At 68.8% G+C, this 15,552-nt stretch carries 15 protein-coding genes and 3 pseudogenes; 10 read left to right on the forward strand and 8 right to left on the reverse strand.

Annotated features, from left to right (window positions below; translation table 11 throughout):
- Positions 1 to 227: 227 nt before the first annotated feature.
- On the reverse strand, positions 228 to 1,289 hold the full coding sequence (locus ACYDAT_RS00555; protein ID WP_461448185.1) for a lytic transglycosylase domain-containing protein: 1,062 nt from the start codon (positions 1,287 to 1,289) through the stop codon (positions 228 to 230).
- Between ACYDAT_RS00555 and miaB the strand changes: the two genes are divergently transcribed.
- On the forward strand, positions 1,270 to 2,613 hold the full coding sequence (gene miaB, locus ACYDAT_RS00560) for a tRNA (N6-isopentenyl adenosine(37)-C2)-methylthiotransferase MiaB (protein ID WP_461438425.1): 1,344 nt from the start codon (positions 1,270 to 1,272) through the stop codon (positions 2,611 to 2,613). The two genes, ACYDAT_RS00555 and miaB, sit on opposite strands and share 20 nt — an antisense overlap.
- A 4-nt stretch (positions 2,614 to 2,617) precedes the next feature.
- Here the strand turns inward: miaB and ACYDAT_RS00565 are convergent, their stop codons facing one another.
- Both ACYDAT_RS00565 and ACYDAT_RS00570 read right to left on the reverse strand, forming a co-directional pair.
- Positions 2,618 to 3,421 (reverse strand): ABC transporter permease, encoded by an 804-nt coding sequence (locus ACYDAT_RS00565; RefSeq protein ID WP_461440850.1) that lies wholly within the window; start codon positions 3,419 to 3,421, stop codon positions 2,618 to 2,620.
- Positions 3,418 to 4,197: an ABC transporter ATP-binding protein gene (locus ACYDAT_RS00570; protein WP_461438423.1), complete on the reverse strand. Its 780-nt coding sequence runs from the start codon at positions 4,195 to 4,197 to the stop codon at positions 3,418 to 3,420. The genes ACYDAT_RS00565 and ACYDAT_RS00570 overlap by 4 nt, the downstream gene beginning before the upstream one ends.
- Before the next feature lie 76 nt (positions 4,198 to 4,273).
- Here ACYDAT_RS00570 and ACYDAT_RS00575 point away from each other — a divergent pair.
- From ACYDAT_RS00575 to ACYDAT_RS00600, 6 genes and pseudogenes are all read left to right on the forward strand, one after another.
- A pseudogene (locus ACYDAT_RS00575) lies at positions 4,274 to 4,433 on the forward strand (PhoH family protein); the annotation flags it as partial.
- An 89-nt stretch (positions 4,434 to 4,522) separates the two neighbouring features.
- Positions 4,523 to 5,338 (forward strand): annotated as a pseudogene (locus ACYDAT_RS00580) (PhoH family protein); the annotation flags it as partial.
- A 6-nt stretch (positions 5,339 to 5,344) separates the two neighbouring features.
- Positions 5,345 to 5,869, forward strand: a complete 525-nt coding sequence (gene ybeY / locus ACYDAT_RS00585) for an rRNA maturation RNase YbeY (protein ID WP_461438422.1) — start codon at positions 5,345 to 5,347, stop codon at positions 5,867 to 5,869.
- 76 nt (positions 5,870 to 5,945) lie between these two features.
- Positions 5,946 to 6,782, forward strand: a complete 837-nt coding sequence (locus ACYDAT_RS00590) for an HlyC/CorC family transporter (RefSeq protein ID WP_461438421.1) — start codon at positions 5,946 to 5,948, stop codon at positions 6,780 to 6,782.
- Positions 6,779 to 8,008 carry a lipoprotein N-acyltransferase Lnb domain-containing protein gene (locus tag ACYDAT_RS00595; RefSeq protein WP_461448186.1) on the forward strand — a complete coding sequence of 410 codons (1,230 nt, stop codon included), beginning with the start codon at positions 6,779 to 6,781 and terminating at the stop codon, positions 8,006 to 8,008. The genes ACYDAT_RS00590 and ACYDAT_RS00595 overlap by 4 nt, the downstream gene beginning before the upstream one ends.
- Positions 8,009 to 8,051: 43 nt before the next feature.
- Positions 8,052 to 8,144 (forward strand): annotated as a pseudogene (locus tag ACYDAT_RS00600) (hypothetical protein); the annotation flags it as partial.
- A gap of 36 nt (positions 8,145 to 8,180) precedes the next feature.
- Here ACYDAT_RS00600 and hda read toward each other — a convergent pair.
- The 4 genes from hda to ACYDAT_RS00620 are packed head-to-tail and all read right to left on the reverse strand — an operon-like array spanning position 8,181 to position 11,608.
- The gene (hda, locus tag ACYDAT_RS00605) at positions 8,181 to 8,891 is read right to left on the reverse strand and encodes a DnaA regulatory inactivator Hda (RefSeq protein ID WP_461438419.1); all 711 of its coding nucleotides are present in this window, start codon (positions 8,889 to 8,891) and stop codon (positions 8,181 to 8,183) included.
- Complete coding sequence (locus ACYDAT_RS00610) at positions 8,878 to 10,029, reverse strand: AI-2E family transporter (protein ID WP_461448187.1); 1,152 nt, start codon at positions 10,027 to 10,029, stop codon at positions 8,878 to 8,880. Before ACYDAT_RS00610 ends, hda begins: the two co-directional genes overlap by 14 nt.
- A complete protein-coding gene (locus tag ACYDAT_RS00615; RefSeq protein WP_461438417.1) occupies positions 10,029 to 10,622 on the reverse strand; it encodes a CDP-alcohol phosphatidyltransferase family protein in 594 nt (197 codons plus the stop codon). The genes ACYDAT_RS00610 and ACYDAT_RS00615 overlap by 1 nt, the downstream gene beginning before the upstream one ends.
- An 8-nt stretch (positions 10,623 to 10,630) precedes the next feature.
- Complete coding sequence (locus tag ACYDAT_RS00620; RefSeq protein WP_461448188.1) at positions 10,631 to 11,608, reverse strand: DUF2066 domain-containing protein; 978 nt, start codon at positions 11,606 to 11,608, stop codon at positions 10,631 to 10,633.
- A gap of 141 nt (positions 11,609 to 11,749) precedes the next feature.
- On the opposite strand from ACYDAT_RS00620, the gene purM reads away from it, so the two are divergent.
- The 3 genes from purM to ACYDAT_RS00635 are packed head-to-tail and all read left to right on the forward strand — an operon-like array spanning position 11,750 to position 14,257.
- Positions 11,750 to 12,796, forward strand: coding sequence for a phosphoribosylformylglycinamidine cyclo-ligase (purM, locus tag ACYDAT_RS00625; RefSeq protein WP_461448189.1), 1,047 nt, complete (start codon positions 11,750 to 11,752; stop codon positions 12,794 to 12,796).
- A gap of 5 nt (positions 12,797 to 12,801) precedes the next feature.
- Entirely contained in the window at positions 12,802 to 13,473 is a 672-nt protein-coding gene (gene purN, locus ACYDAT_RS00630) for a phosphoribosylglycinamide formyltransferase (RefSeq protein ID WP_461448190.1), read from the forward strand.
- Between the two features lie 55 nt (positions 13,474 to 13,528).
- Positions 13,529 to 14,257 (forward strand): DUF3108 domain-containing protein, encoded by a 729-nt coding sequence (locus ACYDAT_RS00635; protein WP_461448191.1) that lies wholly within the window; start codon positions 13,529 to 13,531, stop codon positions 14,255 to 14,257.
- A 24-nt stretch (positions 14,258 to 14,281) separates the two neighbouring features.
- Here the strand turns inward: ACYDAT_RS00635 and murA are convergent, their stop codons facing one another.
- Positions 14,282 to 15,541: a UDP-N-acetylglucosamine 1-carboxyvinyltransferase gene (gene murA / locus ACYDAT_RS00640; RefSeq protein ID WP_461438412.1), complete on the reverse strand. Its 1,260-nt coding sequence runs from the start codon at positions 15,539 to 15,541 to the stop codon at positions 14,282 to 14,284.
- Positions 15,542 to 15,552 lie beyond the last annotated feature (11 nt).

A 15,552-nucleotide genomic window follows, 5' to 3' on the forward strand; every position in this document is an offset into this window, starting at 1 on the left:
GGGTCATGGCTGAATAATGAACCGACGTTAAAAACCTAGTTAGTTTAGCCAAAGCATTCATCTGCATACAATGCGCGCAGGCACGAGTTTTGCTGCGCCGCAGCGCCAAAACGCATCGCATGCGCCACTGCACCGGGCGCCACGGGTGATGTGCGCTGGCCGGGATTGCTGATCCTGCCCCGCGTCACTTCAACGCTACCGGATTGCCCAACGCGGGCGGGCCTGCCTCAGCCGTTCTGCGCCAGCGGCACGCCGCGCTCGGCGGCGTCGTAACGGTCCTTGAGAATGCGCACGCGGCGCACGTACAGTTGGGTTTCGTCGTAGGGCGGCACCGCGTCGTTGTACTTGCGCACTGCCGCCGCGCCGGCGTTGTAGGCCGCCGTGGCCAGGGTGGTGTTGCCGCCGAAATCCTGCAGCAGTTGCGCCAGATAGCGCGCCCCGCCGAAGATGTTCTGCGCCGGGTTGAACACGTCGCGCACGCCCATGTCGCTGGCCGTACCCGGCATCAGCTGCATCAGCCCCTGCGCGCCCTTGTCGGACATCGCGTAGGGATTGAACGCGCTCTCGGCATGGATCACCGCGCGCAGCAGGGCGGGATCGAGGCGGTAGCGCGCAGCCGCGGTGTCGATCTCGCTGGCATAGGCGTGCAGGTGCAGCGGCACCGTGTGCCAGTCAATGTTTGAGTGCGGATTGCAGGCGTAGCAGACCGAGATATAAGTGAACAGCGCATCCACGCGCCGCGCCTGGATGCCGAGCGGACGCACATTGGTGTACTCCACCGCACCGCTCGCCAGAGTGACCTTGTACACCGTGCCGCGCAGCACGCGCGCGTTGCGCTGGATGCGCGGCAGCGTGGTCACCCGCGCCGGGCTCAGCGTCGCCACCACCGGCTGTGCCGGCTCGACATGCGCGACATTCGACTGCGCGCCTGACCGCCCGGTCGCAGGCTGGACCGGCACCCGCGCCGCGCGCGCCGACGACATGGTCTGCACACTCTCGTCATGCAGCGCCTTGCAATCGCGATAACCGACGCGGCTGGAGCTGAACACGGTTTCGCCCTGCTGACCCACGCAGCGCCACAGCACCGCCGCCTGCGCGCCACTGGATGCGCCCGACAAGCCCAGGGCCAGCAGCGGCAACAACCACCAACGCTTGCGCAAATACGTCCCCATGGCGCGCAGTCTGCCCGCGGCACCGCGCGCTGCCAAGCCTACCGCTGGCGACGCGGGTGCCGCGCCATTACCATGCTTGGCTGTTTCGAGGTGCAACATGGCGCGCAAACTGTTCATCAAAACTCACGGTTGCCAGATGAACGAGTACGACTCGGCGAAGATGGCCGCGGTACTCGGCGACAGCGAGGGTCTTGAGCTGACCACCGATGAGGCCGCCGCCGATGTGATCCTGATCAACACTTGCTCGATCCGCGAAAAGGCGCAGGAAAAGGTGTTCAGCCAACTCGGGCGCTGGCGGCAGCTCAAGCAGGAGCGTCCCGGGCTGCTGATCGGCGTCGGCGGCTGCGTCGCCAGCCAGGAAGGCGAGGCGCTGCTGGCGCGCGCGCCCTATGTCGATGTGGTGTTCGGCCCGCAGACCCTGCACCGCCTGCCCGCGCTGCTGGACGCGCGACGGCGCAGCGGTCGCGCCCAGGTCGACATCAGTTTTCCCGAGATCGAAAAATTCGACCGCCTGCCCGAGCCGCGCAGCGATGGCCCCAGCGCGTTCGTCTCGATCATGGAAGGTTGCTCGAAATACTGCAGCTACTGCGTGGTGCCCTACACCCGCGGCGAGGAAATCAGCCGGCCGTTCGACGACGTCATCGCCGAGGTCGCCAGTCTCGCCGAGCAGGGCGTGCGCGAGGTCAATCTGCTCGGGCAGAACGTCAACGCATACCGCGGCGCGCTGCACGGCGGCGGCACGGCTGATCTGGCGCGGTTGATCCGCACCCTCGCGCACCTGCCCGGTATCGGCCGCATCCGCTTCACCACCTCGCACCCGCTGGAGTTTTCCGACAGCCTGATCGAGGCCTACCGCGACGTGCCCAAGCTGGCCAATTACCTGCATCTGCCGGTGCAATCCGGCTGTGATCGCATTCTCGCGGCGATGAAACGCGGCTACACCACGCTGGAGTTCAAGCACAGGATCCGCAAGCTGCGCGCGGTGCGTCCGGACATCACCCTGAGCACCGACCTCATCGTCGGTTTCCCCGGCGAGACCGAGGCCGAATTCGCGCAAACGCTCAAGCTGGTCGAGGACATCGGCTTCGACCAGAGTTACAGCTTCATCTACTCGCGCCGCCCCGGCACGCCCGCCGCCAACCTTGCCGATGACACGCCGGATGCGGTCAAGCACGAGCGCCTGGCGCGTCTGCAGGCGCTGCTCAACGCCAACGCCAAGCGCTACAGCGAGGCCATGATCGGCAGCGTGCAGACGATCCTGGTCGAGGGCCCCAGTCGCAAGGATCCGCGCGAGCTCAGCGGCCGTACCGAGAACATGCGCACCGTCAACTTCCCGGGCGATGCGCGCCTGCGCGGCCAGTTCGTGGACGTGAGCATCACCGCCGCGCTCAGCAACTCGCTGCGCGGGCGCATGGCCGAAACCGTCAGCAGCGCCGCGTAAGGCATCAAGACACGCTTTCGGCACTGTAGCGCGCCAGCAGGCCGCTGCGGATCGCGCCACGAAACACGCGCACGAAAAATCCCAGCGCCAGCGCGATCTGCAACAGCGCCAGCAGCGCGGCCAGCAACAGCGTGCCCGGCTCGACGCCGCGCCCCGCCGCCAGCGCGCGCAGCCCCTCGAACACATAAGCCGGCGGCAGCACGTGCGCCACCGCCCGCATCCACTGCGGCAGCACATGCAACGGATAAAATACCGCCGCGAATGGCGACAACAGCGCCGGAATCGGCCACACCAGCCACTCCGAGGCCGGTCCCAGACGCAGCACCACGGCGCTGGCGAAAATGCCCAACGCGATGCCGAACAGGAACAGCACCGCCAGAAATCCGGCCGCGGGCAGGCCGAAGGCCAGCAGCGACAGGCCGAAGGCGAAACGCGCCAGCAGCAGCATCACCAGCAGGCTGATCAGGCTGGTAAGGATGCTGGTGGCCACCAGACCGGCCACGTACTCGCTGACGCTGATCGGACTGGCGAACAGGTTGAGAAAACTGCGCGACCACACGTCCTCGAAAAATGCCGTGGTTACGCCCTGCATGATGCGACCGAAGAAATCCCACAGCAGTACCGCGCCCAGCAGGGTCAGGGTGAAATCCGGCCCGTGCGCGCTCAATGAACCCAGATAGCGGGTGATGAAGCCCCACAGCACGATGTCGATCGCCACCCAGGCCACCAGCGGCACCACGCGCGTGGGGCTGGAGCGCATCAGGTCGATCTGGCGCAGCACGATGGCGCTGACGCGGCGTGGGTTCATGCGCCCTCCCCGCTGGCCAGCGGCTCGCGCGCGATGCGGATGAACAAGGCTTCCAGCGAGGCGTCGCCATGCTCGGCGGCGAGTCGCCGCGGATCGCCCTGCAACAGCACGCGACCCCGCGCCAGCAGCAGCACGCGGTCGCATACCTGCTCGACCTCGAGCATGTTGTGCGAGGTCCACAGCACCGCGCAGCCGTTGCGCGCGGCCAGGTCGCGGATCATCTGGCGCAAGTCGTCGGCGGTGGCCGGATCGAGCGAGGACGTCGGCTCGTCCAGCAGCAGCAGGCGCGGCCGATTGAGCAGGGTCTTGGCCAGCGCCACGCGCGCCTGCTCGCCGCTGGACAGCAGACCGCAACGCGTGCGCGCCAGCGCCGTCAGCTTGAAGGATTCAAGCAGCTCGTCCACGCGCCGCGCCACACTTGGCAGTGCGTACAGACGCCCGAAAAACAGCAGATTCTGGCGCACCGTCAGATTGCCCGGCAGCGGCGCGTAGCTGGCCTGGAAGTTGACCAGCGCCAACGCCGCCGCGCGCTGCCGCGCCAGATCCAGCCCGGCGATCATGACTTGTCCCGCGTCGGGCGCGAGCAGGCCGAGGATCATGTTGATCGTGGTGGTCTTGCCGGCACCGTTGGGCCCGAGCAAGCCGACGATTTCACCCGCCTCGATGCGCAACGAGATGCCGCGCACCGCGGTTTTCCCGGCGTAGCGCTTGGCGATATCGCGCACTTCGAGCGCGGGTGGCGCGGCTGGGGCACGCGCAGAGTTGAACGCAGGCATGGCGCAATGTTGCCACGGCGCGCGTGCCCGCCTTGCATGCTCAAAACGCACAAGCTCACGCGCTATGCTTGCGCGCATGTCCGTATCCACCGTTGCCCGCGATTTCCAGCTCGAACCCGACGACGCCGAACGCCTCGCCAATCTGGCCGGGCCGCTGGACGCGCACCTGCGCATGATCGAGCTGCGCCTCGGCATCGAGATCGCCAGCCGCGGCAGCGCCTTCCGCGTGATCGGCGCGCCCGAGATGGCGCTGACCGCCGAGCGCTTCATCAAGCGTCTGTACGCCGAGACCGCCGATGCGGCGCTGGACGAGCATCAGCTCAACCTGCGCTTGCAGGATGCCAGTCTCGATGAGCACGCCGCCAGCCTCGCCGAGCAGGCGCAGGACGTGGCGATCAAGGTCAAGCGCGGTCTGATCCGAGGGCGCGGGCCCAGCCAGGCGCGCTATCTGCACGCCATCGCGCGCCACGACATCAACTTCGGCATCGGCCCGGCCGGGACCGGCAAAACCTATCTCGCCGTGGCCAGCGCGGTCGAGGCGCTGGCGCAAAACCGCGTGCAGCGCATCGTGCTCACGCGCCCGGCGGTCGAGGCCGGCGAGAAGCTGGGCTTCCTGCCCGGCGATCTCAGCCAGAAAGTCGATCCGTATTTGCGTCCGCTGTACGACGCGCTGTACGAAATGCTCGGTTTCGAGAAGGTCGCCAAACTCATCGAGCGCAACGTCATCGAGATCGCGCCGCTGGCGTACATGCGTGGGCGCACGCTCAACGATTCCTGCGTGATCCTCGACGAGGCGCAGAACACCACCGTCGAGCAGATGAAGATGTTCCTCACGCGCATCGGTTTCGGCTCGGTGGCGGTGATCACCGGCGACGTCACCCAGGTGGACCTGCCGCGCAGCGTGCGCTCCGGCCTGCGCCACGTGGTCGAGGTGCTGCGTGATGTCGAAGGCGTGAGCTTCACCTTCTTCAGCGCGCGCGACGTGGTGCGGCACCCGGTGGTGGCGCGCATCGTGCGGGCGTATGCGGCGGTGGAGGAACTCGAAGCCGGGACCGGGGACCCAGGACCCGGGACCCGGCCACAGCAGCGTCAGCGCGCCGAGGGCGATACCGGCACGCTGGCAGCCCGCGCTGTGGACTGACGCACGATGGCGCCAGGCATTCCTCGCACGATTGCGCGCACACCTGCACCCCAACGCAATGCCCGGGTCCCGGCACTCACGCTGCACCTTGGCTACGCCGCGCCGCGCCGCGGCCTGCCGGCAGCGGTGTCGTTCCGGCGCTGGGTCGCGGCGGCGCTGGCGATCGCGGCGCATCGCGCTCCGGCCGAGCTGTCGCTGCGCCTGGTCGGCGCGCGCGAGGGCCGCGCGCTGAATCGGCGCTATCGCGGCCGCGATTACGCCACCAACGTGCTGTCGTTCCCGGCTGAGCTGCCTGCGGGCGTCGATCTGCCGCTGCTCGGCGATCTGGTGTTGTGCGCCCCGGTGCTGGCACGCGAGGCGCGCGAACAGGGCAAGCCGCTGGCCGCACACTACGCGCATCTGAGCATCCACGGCGTGCTGCATCTGCTCGGCCACGACCACCTGCGGCCGCGCCAGGCCGCGCGCATGGAAACACTGGAAACCGCCGCGCTGGCCGGGCTCGGCATTCCCGATCCATACCGGCCGCGCTGAGCGCGCATGGCGCCGACGCGCGGTTTTCCGCTATCCTTCTGCGTCCTGCCCCGCGTGGGCGTGGTACACACAGGCAATGAACGAAGGTCCGAGTACCAGCGGTCCGGTGCGGCGCTCTTTCTGGGGCCGGCTGGGCCAGATGCTCGCGGGCGAGCCGCGCAACCAGGCCGATCTGCTCGAAGAACTACGCCTCGCGGCCAGCAACGGTTTGATCACGCGTGACACCCTGGCCATGGTCGAGGGCGCGCTGGAAGTCAGCGGCCTGCGCGTGGCCGATGCCATGGTGCCACGCGCGCAAATGGTGATGATCCCGGCCGACGCCAGCTTCGCGCAGGTGCTGGCCACGGTCACCGAGTCCGGCCACTCGCGCTTTCCGGTGCACGGCGAGGACAAGGACGAGATTCTTGGCGTGCTGCTGGCCAAGGATTTGCTGCGTTTTCACGATCGCAGCGTCGATTTCTCGCTGTCCAGCCTGCTGCGCCCGGCCGCGTTGATCCCCGAGTCGATGCACCTCAACGTGCTGCTGGGCGAGTTTCGTCTGACCCGCAACCACATGGCCGTGGTGGTCGATGAATACGGCGGCGTGGCCGGGCTGATCACCATCGAGGACGTGCTTGAGCAAATCGTCGGCGAGATCGACGACGAGCACGACGCCGAGGAGGCTCCGCAAATCCAGGCACAGCCCGACGGCAGTTTTCTGGTCGACGCGCTGACCCCGATCGAGGACTTCAACGAACATTTCGGCACGCAGTTCTCCGACGAGGATTTCGATACCGTCGGCGGCCTGGTCACCGACGCCATCGGCCACCTGCCGGAGCGCGACGAGGAAACCGTGCTCGATGGCCACACCTTCCGCATCACCGCCGCCGACGACCGGCGCGTGTTGCAGGTGCGCGTGACGCGCCCGGCATGAAGCCGCTGCGGCGTCTGCTCATGCTGGTGCTGCTGCTCGCGCTGGCGCCGCTGGCGCGCGCCGGCATCAGCAGCGCGTCGGGGCGCGATCTGCAAGTCGAACTCGTCACTTACGGCCCCGGGCGCGTGTACTGGGAGCGCTTCGGCCACGTCGCCATCATCCTGCGCGACACCCGCAGCGGCGAGGCGATCAGCTTCAACTACGGCGTATTCGATTTCGACACGCACGACTTCTTCCTCAAGTTCATCCGCGGCCACATGCTGTACAGCATGGACGCCGAGTACGCCGGCCCCGAGGTCACCAGCTACATCGACGCCGGGCGCGCGGTGCGCATCGAGAAACTCGCCTTCACCCCGGCGCAGGCTTCGGCGCTGCGCGATTTCCTGCTGTGGAATGATCTGCCGCAGCATCGCAAGTACCGCTACGACTACTTCGACGACAACTGCGCGACGCGCGTGCGCGACGCGCTCAATCGCGCGCTGGGCGGAGCGATCCAGGCGCAGACACAGCAACCGGCCACCGGGCGCACGTTTCGCAGCCAGTCCGAGCGCATGCTGGCGCACGATCTGCCGCTGATGCTGCTGGTGGATCTCGGGCTCGGCCCGCGCGCCGACCGGCCGCTGACGCTATGGCAGGACAGTTTTCTGCCGGCGACCCTGTCCGATCTGCTGCAACGTGTGCGCGTGCCCGATGGCCACGGCGGCACGCAGCCGCTGGTGACTTCCTCGCGCCTGATCTACGCCGGCGACGTTTCCGCGCCGCCGCCGGCGCCGCCGGCGCTGCGCTGGCCGCTGCTGGGCATCGGCGCGGCATGGGCGGCGCTGCTGCTGTGGGGCGCGCGTGCACGTGCTGGTGCTGTGGCGCGCTGGGCGGGCGCCAGCGCCGCTGGCCTCTATGCGCTGCTCGGCGGCATGGCGGGTGTGCTGATGCTGGCGCTGTGGACGCTGACCGCGCACCGCGCGGCGTGGGCCAACGCAAACCTGCTGCAGTTCGACCCAGCGCTGCTGCTGTTGCTGTGGCCGCTGCTGCGCGGCATCGGCACGCGCCGCGCACCGCGGCGCTGGACATGCTATCTGGCGCTGCTGCTGGCCGCGCTCAGTGTGCTGGGGTTGCTGACCAGGCTCGCGCCGTGGATGGTGCAAGCCAATTTGCACTGGATACTGTTCGCGCTGCCGCTGAATCTGGCCGTGGCGTGGACACTGTGGCGGCCGCGCGCGGCGCGCTGAACGCGCCTCAGCCAGAATCCTGCTCACCGGCTAGCAGTTTGGCATGAACTTCCGCCACATGCCCGAACTCGACCAGCCCTGGGCCTATCCCGCGCTGATCGTGTTCACGCTGATGCCGTGCGGCGGGTTGCATTGGTGGCTCGAGCGCGCGCGCTGGCTGCAGTCGAGCGCCTCAGTCGCGCTCGGCCAGCAGCGCGCGCAGGAACGGGATGGTGATGCGTCGGCGCTCGGCCAGCGCGGCGCGGTCCATGCGCTCGAACAAGGCGTGCAGACTGCCGAGATCACGTGCCGCGCGCGCGAACAGCCAGTCGAGCACCGCCGGCTCCACTTGCAAACCGCGCGCGCTGGCCCATTCCTGCATCAGCGCGCGGCGCGCGGTTTCGTCCAGCGCGCTCAGTGTTGACTGCACGCAAGCGCCCAGACGCGAACGCAGATCCGCCAAGCCCAGCGCCAGCGCCGGCAGCGGCTGGGCCGCAGCCAGTAGCAGGCTGGCCTGCTCGGCGCGCAGGCGGTTGTACAGATCGAACAGCGCGTGCTCGGCATCGCGATTACCCGCCAGGGCGTGTACGTCGTCCAGCGCCAGCAGCTCGGCACCACCGAGCGCGCGCAGCGCATTGACATCGGCCAGCATGCGCGCGGCATTGAGGTACTGCGCGCGGCGCCCGGCCGCCTGCGCGGCCTGGCAGGCGGCGATCAACAGGTGCGTCTTGCCGCTGCCGGGCGGACCGCTGAACAGCACCCACGGTGCCGATGGCGCGGCGGCCAGCGCCTGCACCGCGGCCAGGGTAGGGGCGTCGCCGGCGGCGCAGCGGAAATGCTCGAAGCGCTGACGCGGCGGCCAGCGCAGCGCCAGCGGCATTTGTCGCGCCTCAGTCGGTTTCATGCGGGTCGGTTCCGGGCTTGCCCGCAGCGGGCGCGTTCGCATCCGGCACGGGCTTGCCGCCTGCGTGGGGCGCAGCCTCCTGCCGCGTGTACAGCGCGCTGGCGAGGTAGTGCTCGTGCGCGTAGCGCAGCAGCACCACCGCCACCGCCGCCGCCGGCAATGCCATCAGCACGCCGAAGAAACCGAACAACTGGGCGCCAGCCAGCACCGCGAACATCACCGCCACCGGATGCAAGCCGATCTTGTTGCCGACCATGCGCGGCACCAGCACGTAACCCTCCAGCGGTTGGCCGACGCCGAACACCACCAGCACCAGCACGATATGCAGCCAGTCACCGTACTGCACCGCGCCCGCGATCAGCGCCACGATCAGTCCGGTGATGAAGCCCAGGTACGGCACGAAGCTGACCAGCCCGGCCAGCAGGCCGATCAATGGCCCCAGGCTCAGTTGCGCCACCAGGCTCAGGCCCAGCGCGTAGTAAATACCCAGCCCCAGCATCACCAGCAACTGGCCCTTGAAGAACGCGCCCAGCACCGCTTCGGATTCGCGCGCGAGGCGCGTCAGCGTCGGCTCCAGGGTGCGCGGCAGCAGCTCGTGCACGCGCGCCACCAGCGTGTCCCAATCGCGCAGCAGATAAAAGAACACCACCGGCACCAGCACCAGATCGGTGGCCCATTCGAGCAACACCAGACCCGAGCGCGTGACGGGACCGAGCAGCGTGGCGGCGAAGCCGCCGGCCTGCTGCCAATGTTGCTGCAGCAGGCTGATGACGTGCTGCGGATCGAAGGTTTTCGGTGCCAGGTGCAAGTGTTGCTGCAGCCACGGCGCGGCGCTGTCGCGGAACCACACCAGTGCGGCGGGCAGTGCCGCCACCGCGCGCGCGAACTGATACTCCAGCAGCGGCACCAGCAGCGCCAACAAGGCCAGTAGCGCGAGGCTGAACACCGCGAACACCAGCGTCACCGCCAGCGTGCGCGACATGTGGCGCTGCAGGCGGTCAGCCAGTGGATCGGCGATATAGGCCAGCAGCGCCGCCAGCGCGAACGGCGTCAGCACCGGCTCCAGCAGCCACAGCAGATAGCCGATGACCGCGGCCAGCAGGATCAGTTGCAGCCGGTACAGGGCTTCCGGACGCATCAGCGTCGCTCCTTGTTGCGCCAGGTGCGGCGCGCGCGCGCGCCCCAGCGCAGTACGTAATCGATGCCACTGGCCACGGTCAGCGCACCCACCGCCCACGCCGGCCCGCGCAGCGGCAGCGCCGCCTGCGACCAGGCCAGGGTCAGCAGCACCGCCAGCACGTAGGTGATCTGCGCCAACGTGTTGAGCTTGGACAGCAGACTCGGGCGCGGCGTCAGCGGCCCCAGCAGCACACGCCAGGCCACTGCACCGGTGACGATCACCACGTCGCGCGCCAGCACCAGCAGGGTCAGCTCCAGCGACACCACGCCGACATAGGTCAGTGCGATGAAACAGCCAACCAGCAGCAACTTGTCGGCCAGCGGATCCAGCGCCGCACCGAACTGGCTCTGCCAGTGGAAGCGTCGCGCCAGAAACCCGTCCATGGCGTCGGACAGCGCCGCCAGCGCCGCCAGCACCAGTGCCGTGGGGTAATCGCGGTAGCCGATCGCCAACGCCACCGGCAGCGCCAGCAGCAAGCGCAGCACGCTCAGCAGATTGGGCAGGTGGCGCCAGCGCGTGGCGGCCATGGGCGAGGCGTCAGCACGCTGCATGGGCGGCCTCAGCGCACCCAGTCCAGGGTCACATCGGCGCCGGGCTGCGCCGCGGCGTTCACCAGATGCCCGCTGGCGGCCAGGTCAGCGGCGACCGTGGTCAGCGGCGCATCCAGCCGCAACGCCAGCATCAGGCTGTTGCCGGAAGCCTGCATCGGCAGTGCCTCGCGGATGCGCGGATCGCGGCGCAGCAGCGCCATCAGCGCAGCGTAGTCCTTGGCGTCGCGCAGGTGGCCTACCCACAGGTGTTCGGGCGCACCGGACGCCACGCCGGGCGCGGCCGCGAAGCGCGCCAGCAGACGATCCGCGGCAGTGTTGCCGGCCGCAACGAGCACGTCCGCCATGTTGCCGGGCGGCGCCTGCCAGGTCTTGCTGGCAGCGCCCATGACCAGGGTCCATCTGCCGCCGCTGGGCGTGATGTTGCCGATCAGCGCGAGACCAGTCCGGTACTGGCGCGCCAGCGCATCGAGGGCCGCCGGATCCGCGGCCAGCAGCGCTGTGGCCGCCGGCGCACCCGCCCGCGGCAGCACGAACTCGATGCCACGCGCGGCGCCTGCCGCCAGCAGCGGCGCGACCGTGGCGGCGTCCAGTGCCTGCCCGTTGATGCTGATCTCGGCCAGCACCGGCGGACGCGGCGCCGGCCAGATCGGCAGCGCCAATTGCCGCGCCAGACCTAGCAAGGCCTGCGGATCGAAGCCTACCTCCAGCATCAGCGCACCTGCGGGGCCTCGCGTGTAGCGGTAATCATTGACCAGCGCCGGAGCGTCGCTCAGCGCCGCGGCCACATCTGGCAGCGCCATGATCCGCGGATTGCCGCTGAGCTGTGCCAGCACCGCGGCCGCGGCCCGCACGATGGCCTGATTGCGCGTCGCGCTGGTGGTGTCGGCCACCGGCACGGTGGCGTGATACAGCGCGTCGGACGCGCGCGCCACGCCGCCACATGCGACGCAAACCAACAGCAGCACAACCAACCACATCGCGCGCATGGCGCCTCCGTACACAGCGGACAAAGCCTCGGCAGTCTGCCCAATCGCGGCGGCGACGTCCAATGCAAGCCGCGAACATGCGCAAAGCCGCTGCTATCATGACGCGCTGATTTTCCCCCTGCCCGCGCCTCCAGGATCATCATGAGTTCCGAGCCTGACCGCCTCACTTATCGCGCCGCCGGCGTGGACATCGACGCCGGCGCGGCGCTGGTCGAGCGCATCAAGCCGCACGTGGCGCGCACCCTGCGCGCCGGAGTGCTGGGCGGTCTGGGCGGGTTTGGCGCGTTATTCGAGCTGGGCAACCGCTGGCGCGAGCCGGTGCTGGTGTCCGGCACCGATGGCGTCGGCACCAAGCTGAAGCTGGCACAGGAGCTGGGCCGCCACGACGGCATCGGCATCGACCTGGTGGCGATGTGCGTCAATGACGTGCTGGTGCAGGGCGCCGAACCGCTGTTTTTTCTGGATTACTTCGCCACCGGCAAACTCGATGTGGATGTGGCCGAGCGCGTCATCGCCGGTATCGCGCGCGGCTGCGAGCAGGCCGGCTGCGCGCTGGTCGGTGGCGAAACCGCGGAGATGCCGGACATGTACGCGGCCGGCGAGTACGACCTGGCTGGCTTTTGCGTCGGCGCGGTGGAAAAGAGCGCGCTACTCGACGGCAGCCGCGTGCGCGCCGGCGACGTGTTGATCGGCATCGCCGCCAGCGGCGCGCACGCCAATGGCTTTTCGCTGATCCGGCGCATTCTTGAACGCGCCGGCAAACCGTGGACGCTGGATCTGGGCGGCGTGAGCCTGGCCGACGCGCTGCTGGCACCCACCGCGATTTACGTCAAGCCCATGTTGCGACTGCTGGCCGAGCTGCCGCCGCATGCCATGGCGCACATCACCGGCGGCGGCCTCAGCGAAAACATCATCCGCGTGGTGCCCGATGCGCTGGCGCTGGACATCGACGCCAGCGCCTGGCCGCTGCCGCCGCTATTCACATGGCTGGCCGAAACCGGGCAGCTCAGCGATACGGAGCTGTGGCGCACCTTCAACTGCGGGATCGGTTTCGTGCTGCTGGTGGATGCGACGCAGGTCGCAGCCGCCCGCGCATGGCTGACGCGCACCGGACTTGCGCACTGGAGCATTGGCGAAGTCGTGCCCGCGCGCGCCGGACAGCCGCGCGTGCATATCGCGCGCCGGTGAGCCACGTGCCGCGCACGCCAGGCACGGCGCGTCTCGCGGTGCTGGTGTCCGGCCGCGGTAGCAATTTCGATGCGCTGCGCGCGGCCATCGCTGCCGGTCAGTTGCACGCCGAGATCGCGCTGGTCGCCAGCAATCGCCCGCACGCCCCGGCACTGGCCCGTGCGCGCGCCGCCGGCATCGCCACCCATGCCAGCGAGAGCCGCGGCAGTGGCGACCGCGCCGCCTGGGACCGCGCCTTCATGGCCGCGGTGGCCGCCGCGCAGCCCGATCTGATCGTGCTGGCCGGCTTCATGCGCCGCCTCGATGCCGCTGCCGTCACGCCGTGGCTGGGACGCATGCTCAACATCCACCCATCCCTGCTGCCGAAGTATCCGGGGCTGGATACGCATCAGCGCGTGCTCGATGCCGGCGATGTCGAGCACGGCGCCAGCGTGCATTTCGTCACCGCCGAGCTCGACGGCGGCCCGGTGCTGGCGCAGGTGCGCATGCCCGTGTCCGCAGCGGACACGCCGCACAGTCTGGCCGCGCGCCTGCTGCCGCTGGAGCACCACCTGCTGGTGGCCGCAGTGACGGCGGTGGCCAGCGGGCGCTGTCGCATGCAGGGCACGGCGATCCTGTGCGCTGGCCAGATCCTGCACGCACCGCTGCAACTGCAGGACGATGTCAGCCTTGCTTGAGCGCGGATTCAGCCAGCGCGCGGCAAGCTCGCCCCACTTTGCCGGATGAACCACCATGCACTTGCTGAAAACCCCCGCATCACGACTGCTGGCGCTGCTGCTGGCGCTCGCACTGGCGCCGCTGGCGGTCATCGCGCAGGCCGCTGCGCCGGCACCCTTCAGCGCGCAATACCGCGTGCTGCGTGACGGCGACGCCATCGGCCAGGCCACGCTCAGCCTCAGCCACGCCAGCAGCGGCGAGTACGTGTTCAGCAACGTCACGCGCGGCAGCGCCGGACTGGCCGCGCTGCTCGGACTGGATGTCAGCGAGTCCTCGCGCTTCCGTTGGCACGATGACGCCGTGCAGGATCTGGGCTATCGCTACCACATGCAGAGCGCGTTCAAGTCGATCACGCGCAGCACCGCTTTCGATTGGTCCAGCCGCCTGATCACCGTGCGCAACGGACGCTCGCAGCAGCACTACGCAGCCGTGCCGGGCACGGTCGATCGCAATCTGGCGGTGCTGATGCTGGCGCTGCATGTGGCTGCTGGCGCACGCGGCACAGTGGTGTTGCCGGTAGCCATGCCCGATCGCGTTTCGCAGCAGCACTACGCCATCGCCACCGCGCCGGTGGCGGTGCGGGTGCCAGCCGGCGCTTATCAAGCGTATGCGGTGCAGCGCAGCGATGCCGACAACGGCTTGCGCGCGTGGTTCGCGCCGCCGCTGCTGGCGCCGGTGCGCATGGAGCAGCGCGATGGCAAGGGCACCGTCTATCTGCTGGAGCTGGAGCACGCGCCGCAGTAGCGCACGGTACGCGCCGGCTCGGTGTCAGCCCGGCAGGCGCCGGATATGCGCGCCGAGGCCGGCGAGTTTTTCCTCGATGCACTCGTAGCCGCGGTCGATGTGATAAATGCGATCGACCGTGGTATCGCCCTGCGCCACCAGCCCGGCCAGCACCAGCGAGGCCGAAGCGCGCAGATCGGTGGCCATCACCGGCGCGCCGCTCATGCTCGGCACACCCTGGATGACGACCGCGTTGCCTTCCATGCGGATGTCGGCACCCAGGCGCTGCAGTTCCTGCACGTGCATGAAGCGGTTCTCGAACACCGTCTCGGTGATCACGCCGACGCCCTCGGCCACGCAGTTGAGCGCGGTGAACTGTGCCTGCATGTCGGTGGGAAACGCCGGGTAGGGCGCGGTGGTGATGTTGACCGCGCGCGGGCGCTGGCCATGCATGTCGAGGCTGATCCAGTCCGCGCCGGTGCTGATGTCGGCGCCGGCGTCCTCGAGCTTGGCCAGCACCGCGTCCAGCGTGTTCGGGCGCGCGCGCTTGGCCAGCACCTTGCCGCCGCTGATCGCGCCGGCCACCAGAAACGTGCCGGTCTCGATGCGATCCGGCAACACGTTGTACTCGGCGCCGTGCAGACGCTCGACGCCCTCGATCACCAGTGTCGAGGTGCCCGCGCCTTCGATGCGCGCACCCATGGCGTTGAGGCAATGCGCAAGGTCGACCACCTCGGGCTCCTGCGCGGCGTTGTCGATGATCGTGGTGCCCTGCGCTAGCACCGCCGCCATCATGATGTTTTCGGTACCGGTCACGGTGACCACATCCATGACGATGCGCGCACCACGCAGGCGCTTGGCGCGCGCCTTGATATAGCCGTTTTCCACCGTGACCTCGGCGCCCAACGCCTCCAATCCGCGCAGATGCTGATCAACCGGACGCGAACCGATGGCGCAGCCGCCCGGCAGCGAAACCTCGGCTTGACCGAAGCGCGCCACCAGCGGCCCCAGCACCAGGATCGAGGCGCGCATGGTTTTGACCAGATCATAGGGCGCGAAAAAATTGGTCGCGCCACGTGGATCGGCATGGATGCGCATGTGCTCGTCCACCACCAGTTGCACGCCCATCTGACCGAGCAATTCCATGGTCGTAGTGACATCGTGCAGATGTGGCACGTTGCCGATCACCACCGGGCCATCCGCCAGCAGCGTGGCCGCGAGGATCGGCAGCACGGCGTTCTTGGCGCCGGACACGCGGACTTCGCCGTGCAGGGGCGAGCCCCCGCTGATCACGATTTTCGCCATGGATCTCAGTG

It is taken from the genome of Metallibacterium sp. (assembly GCF_054637675.1).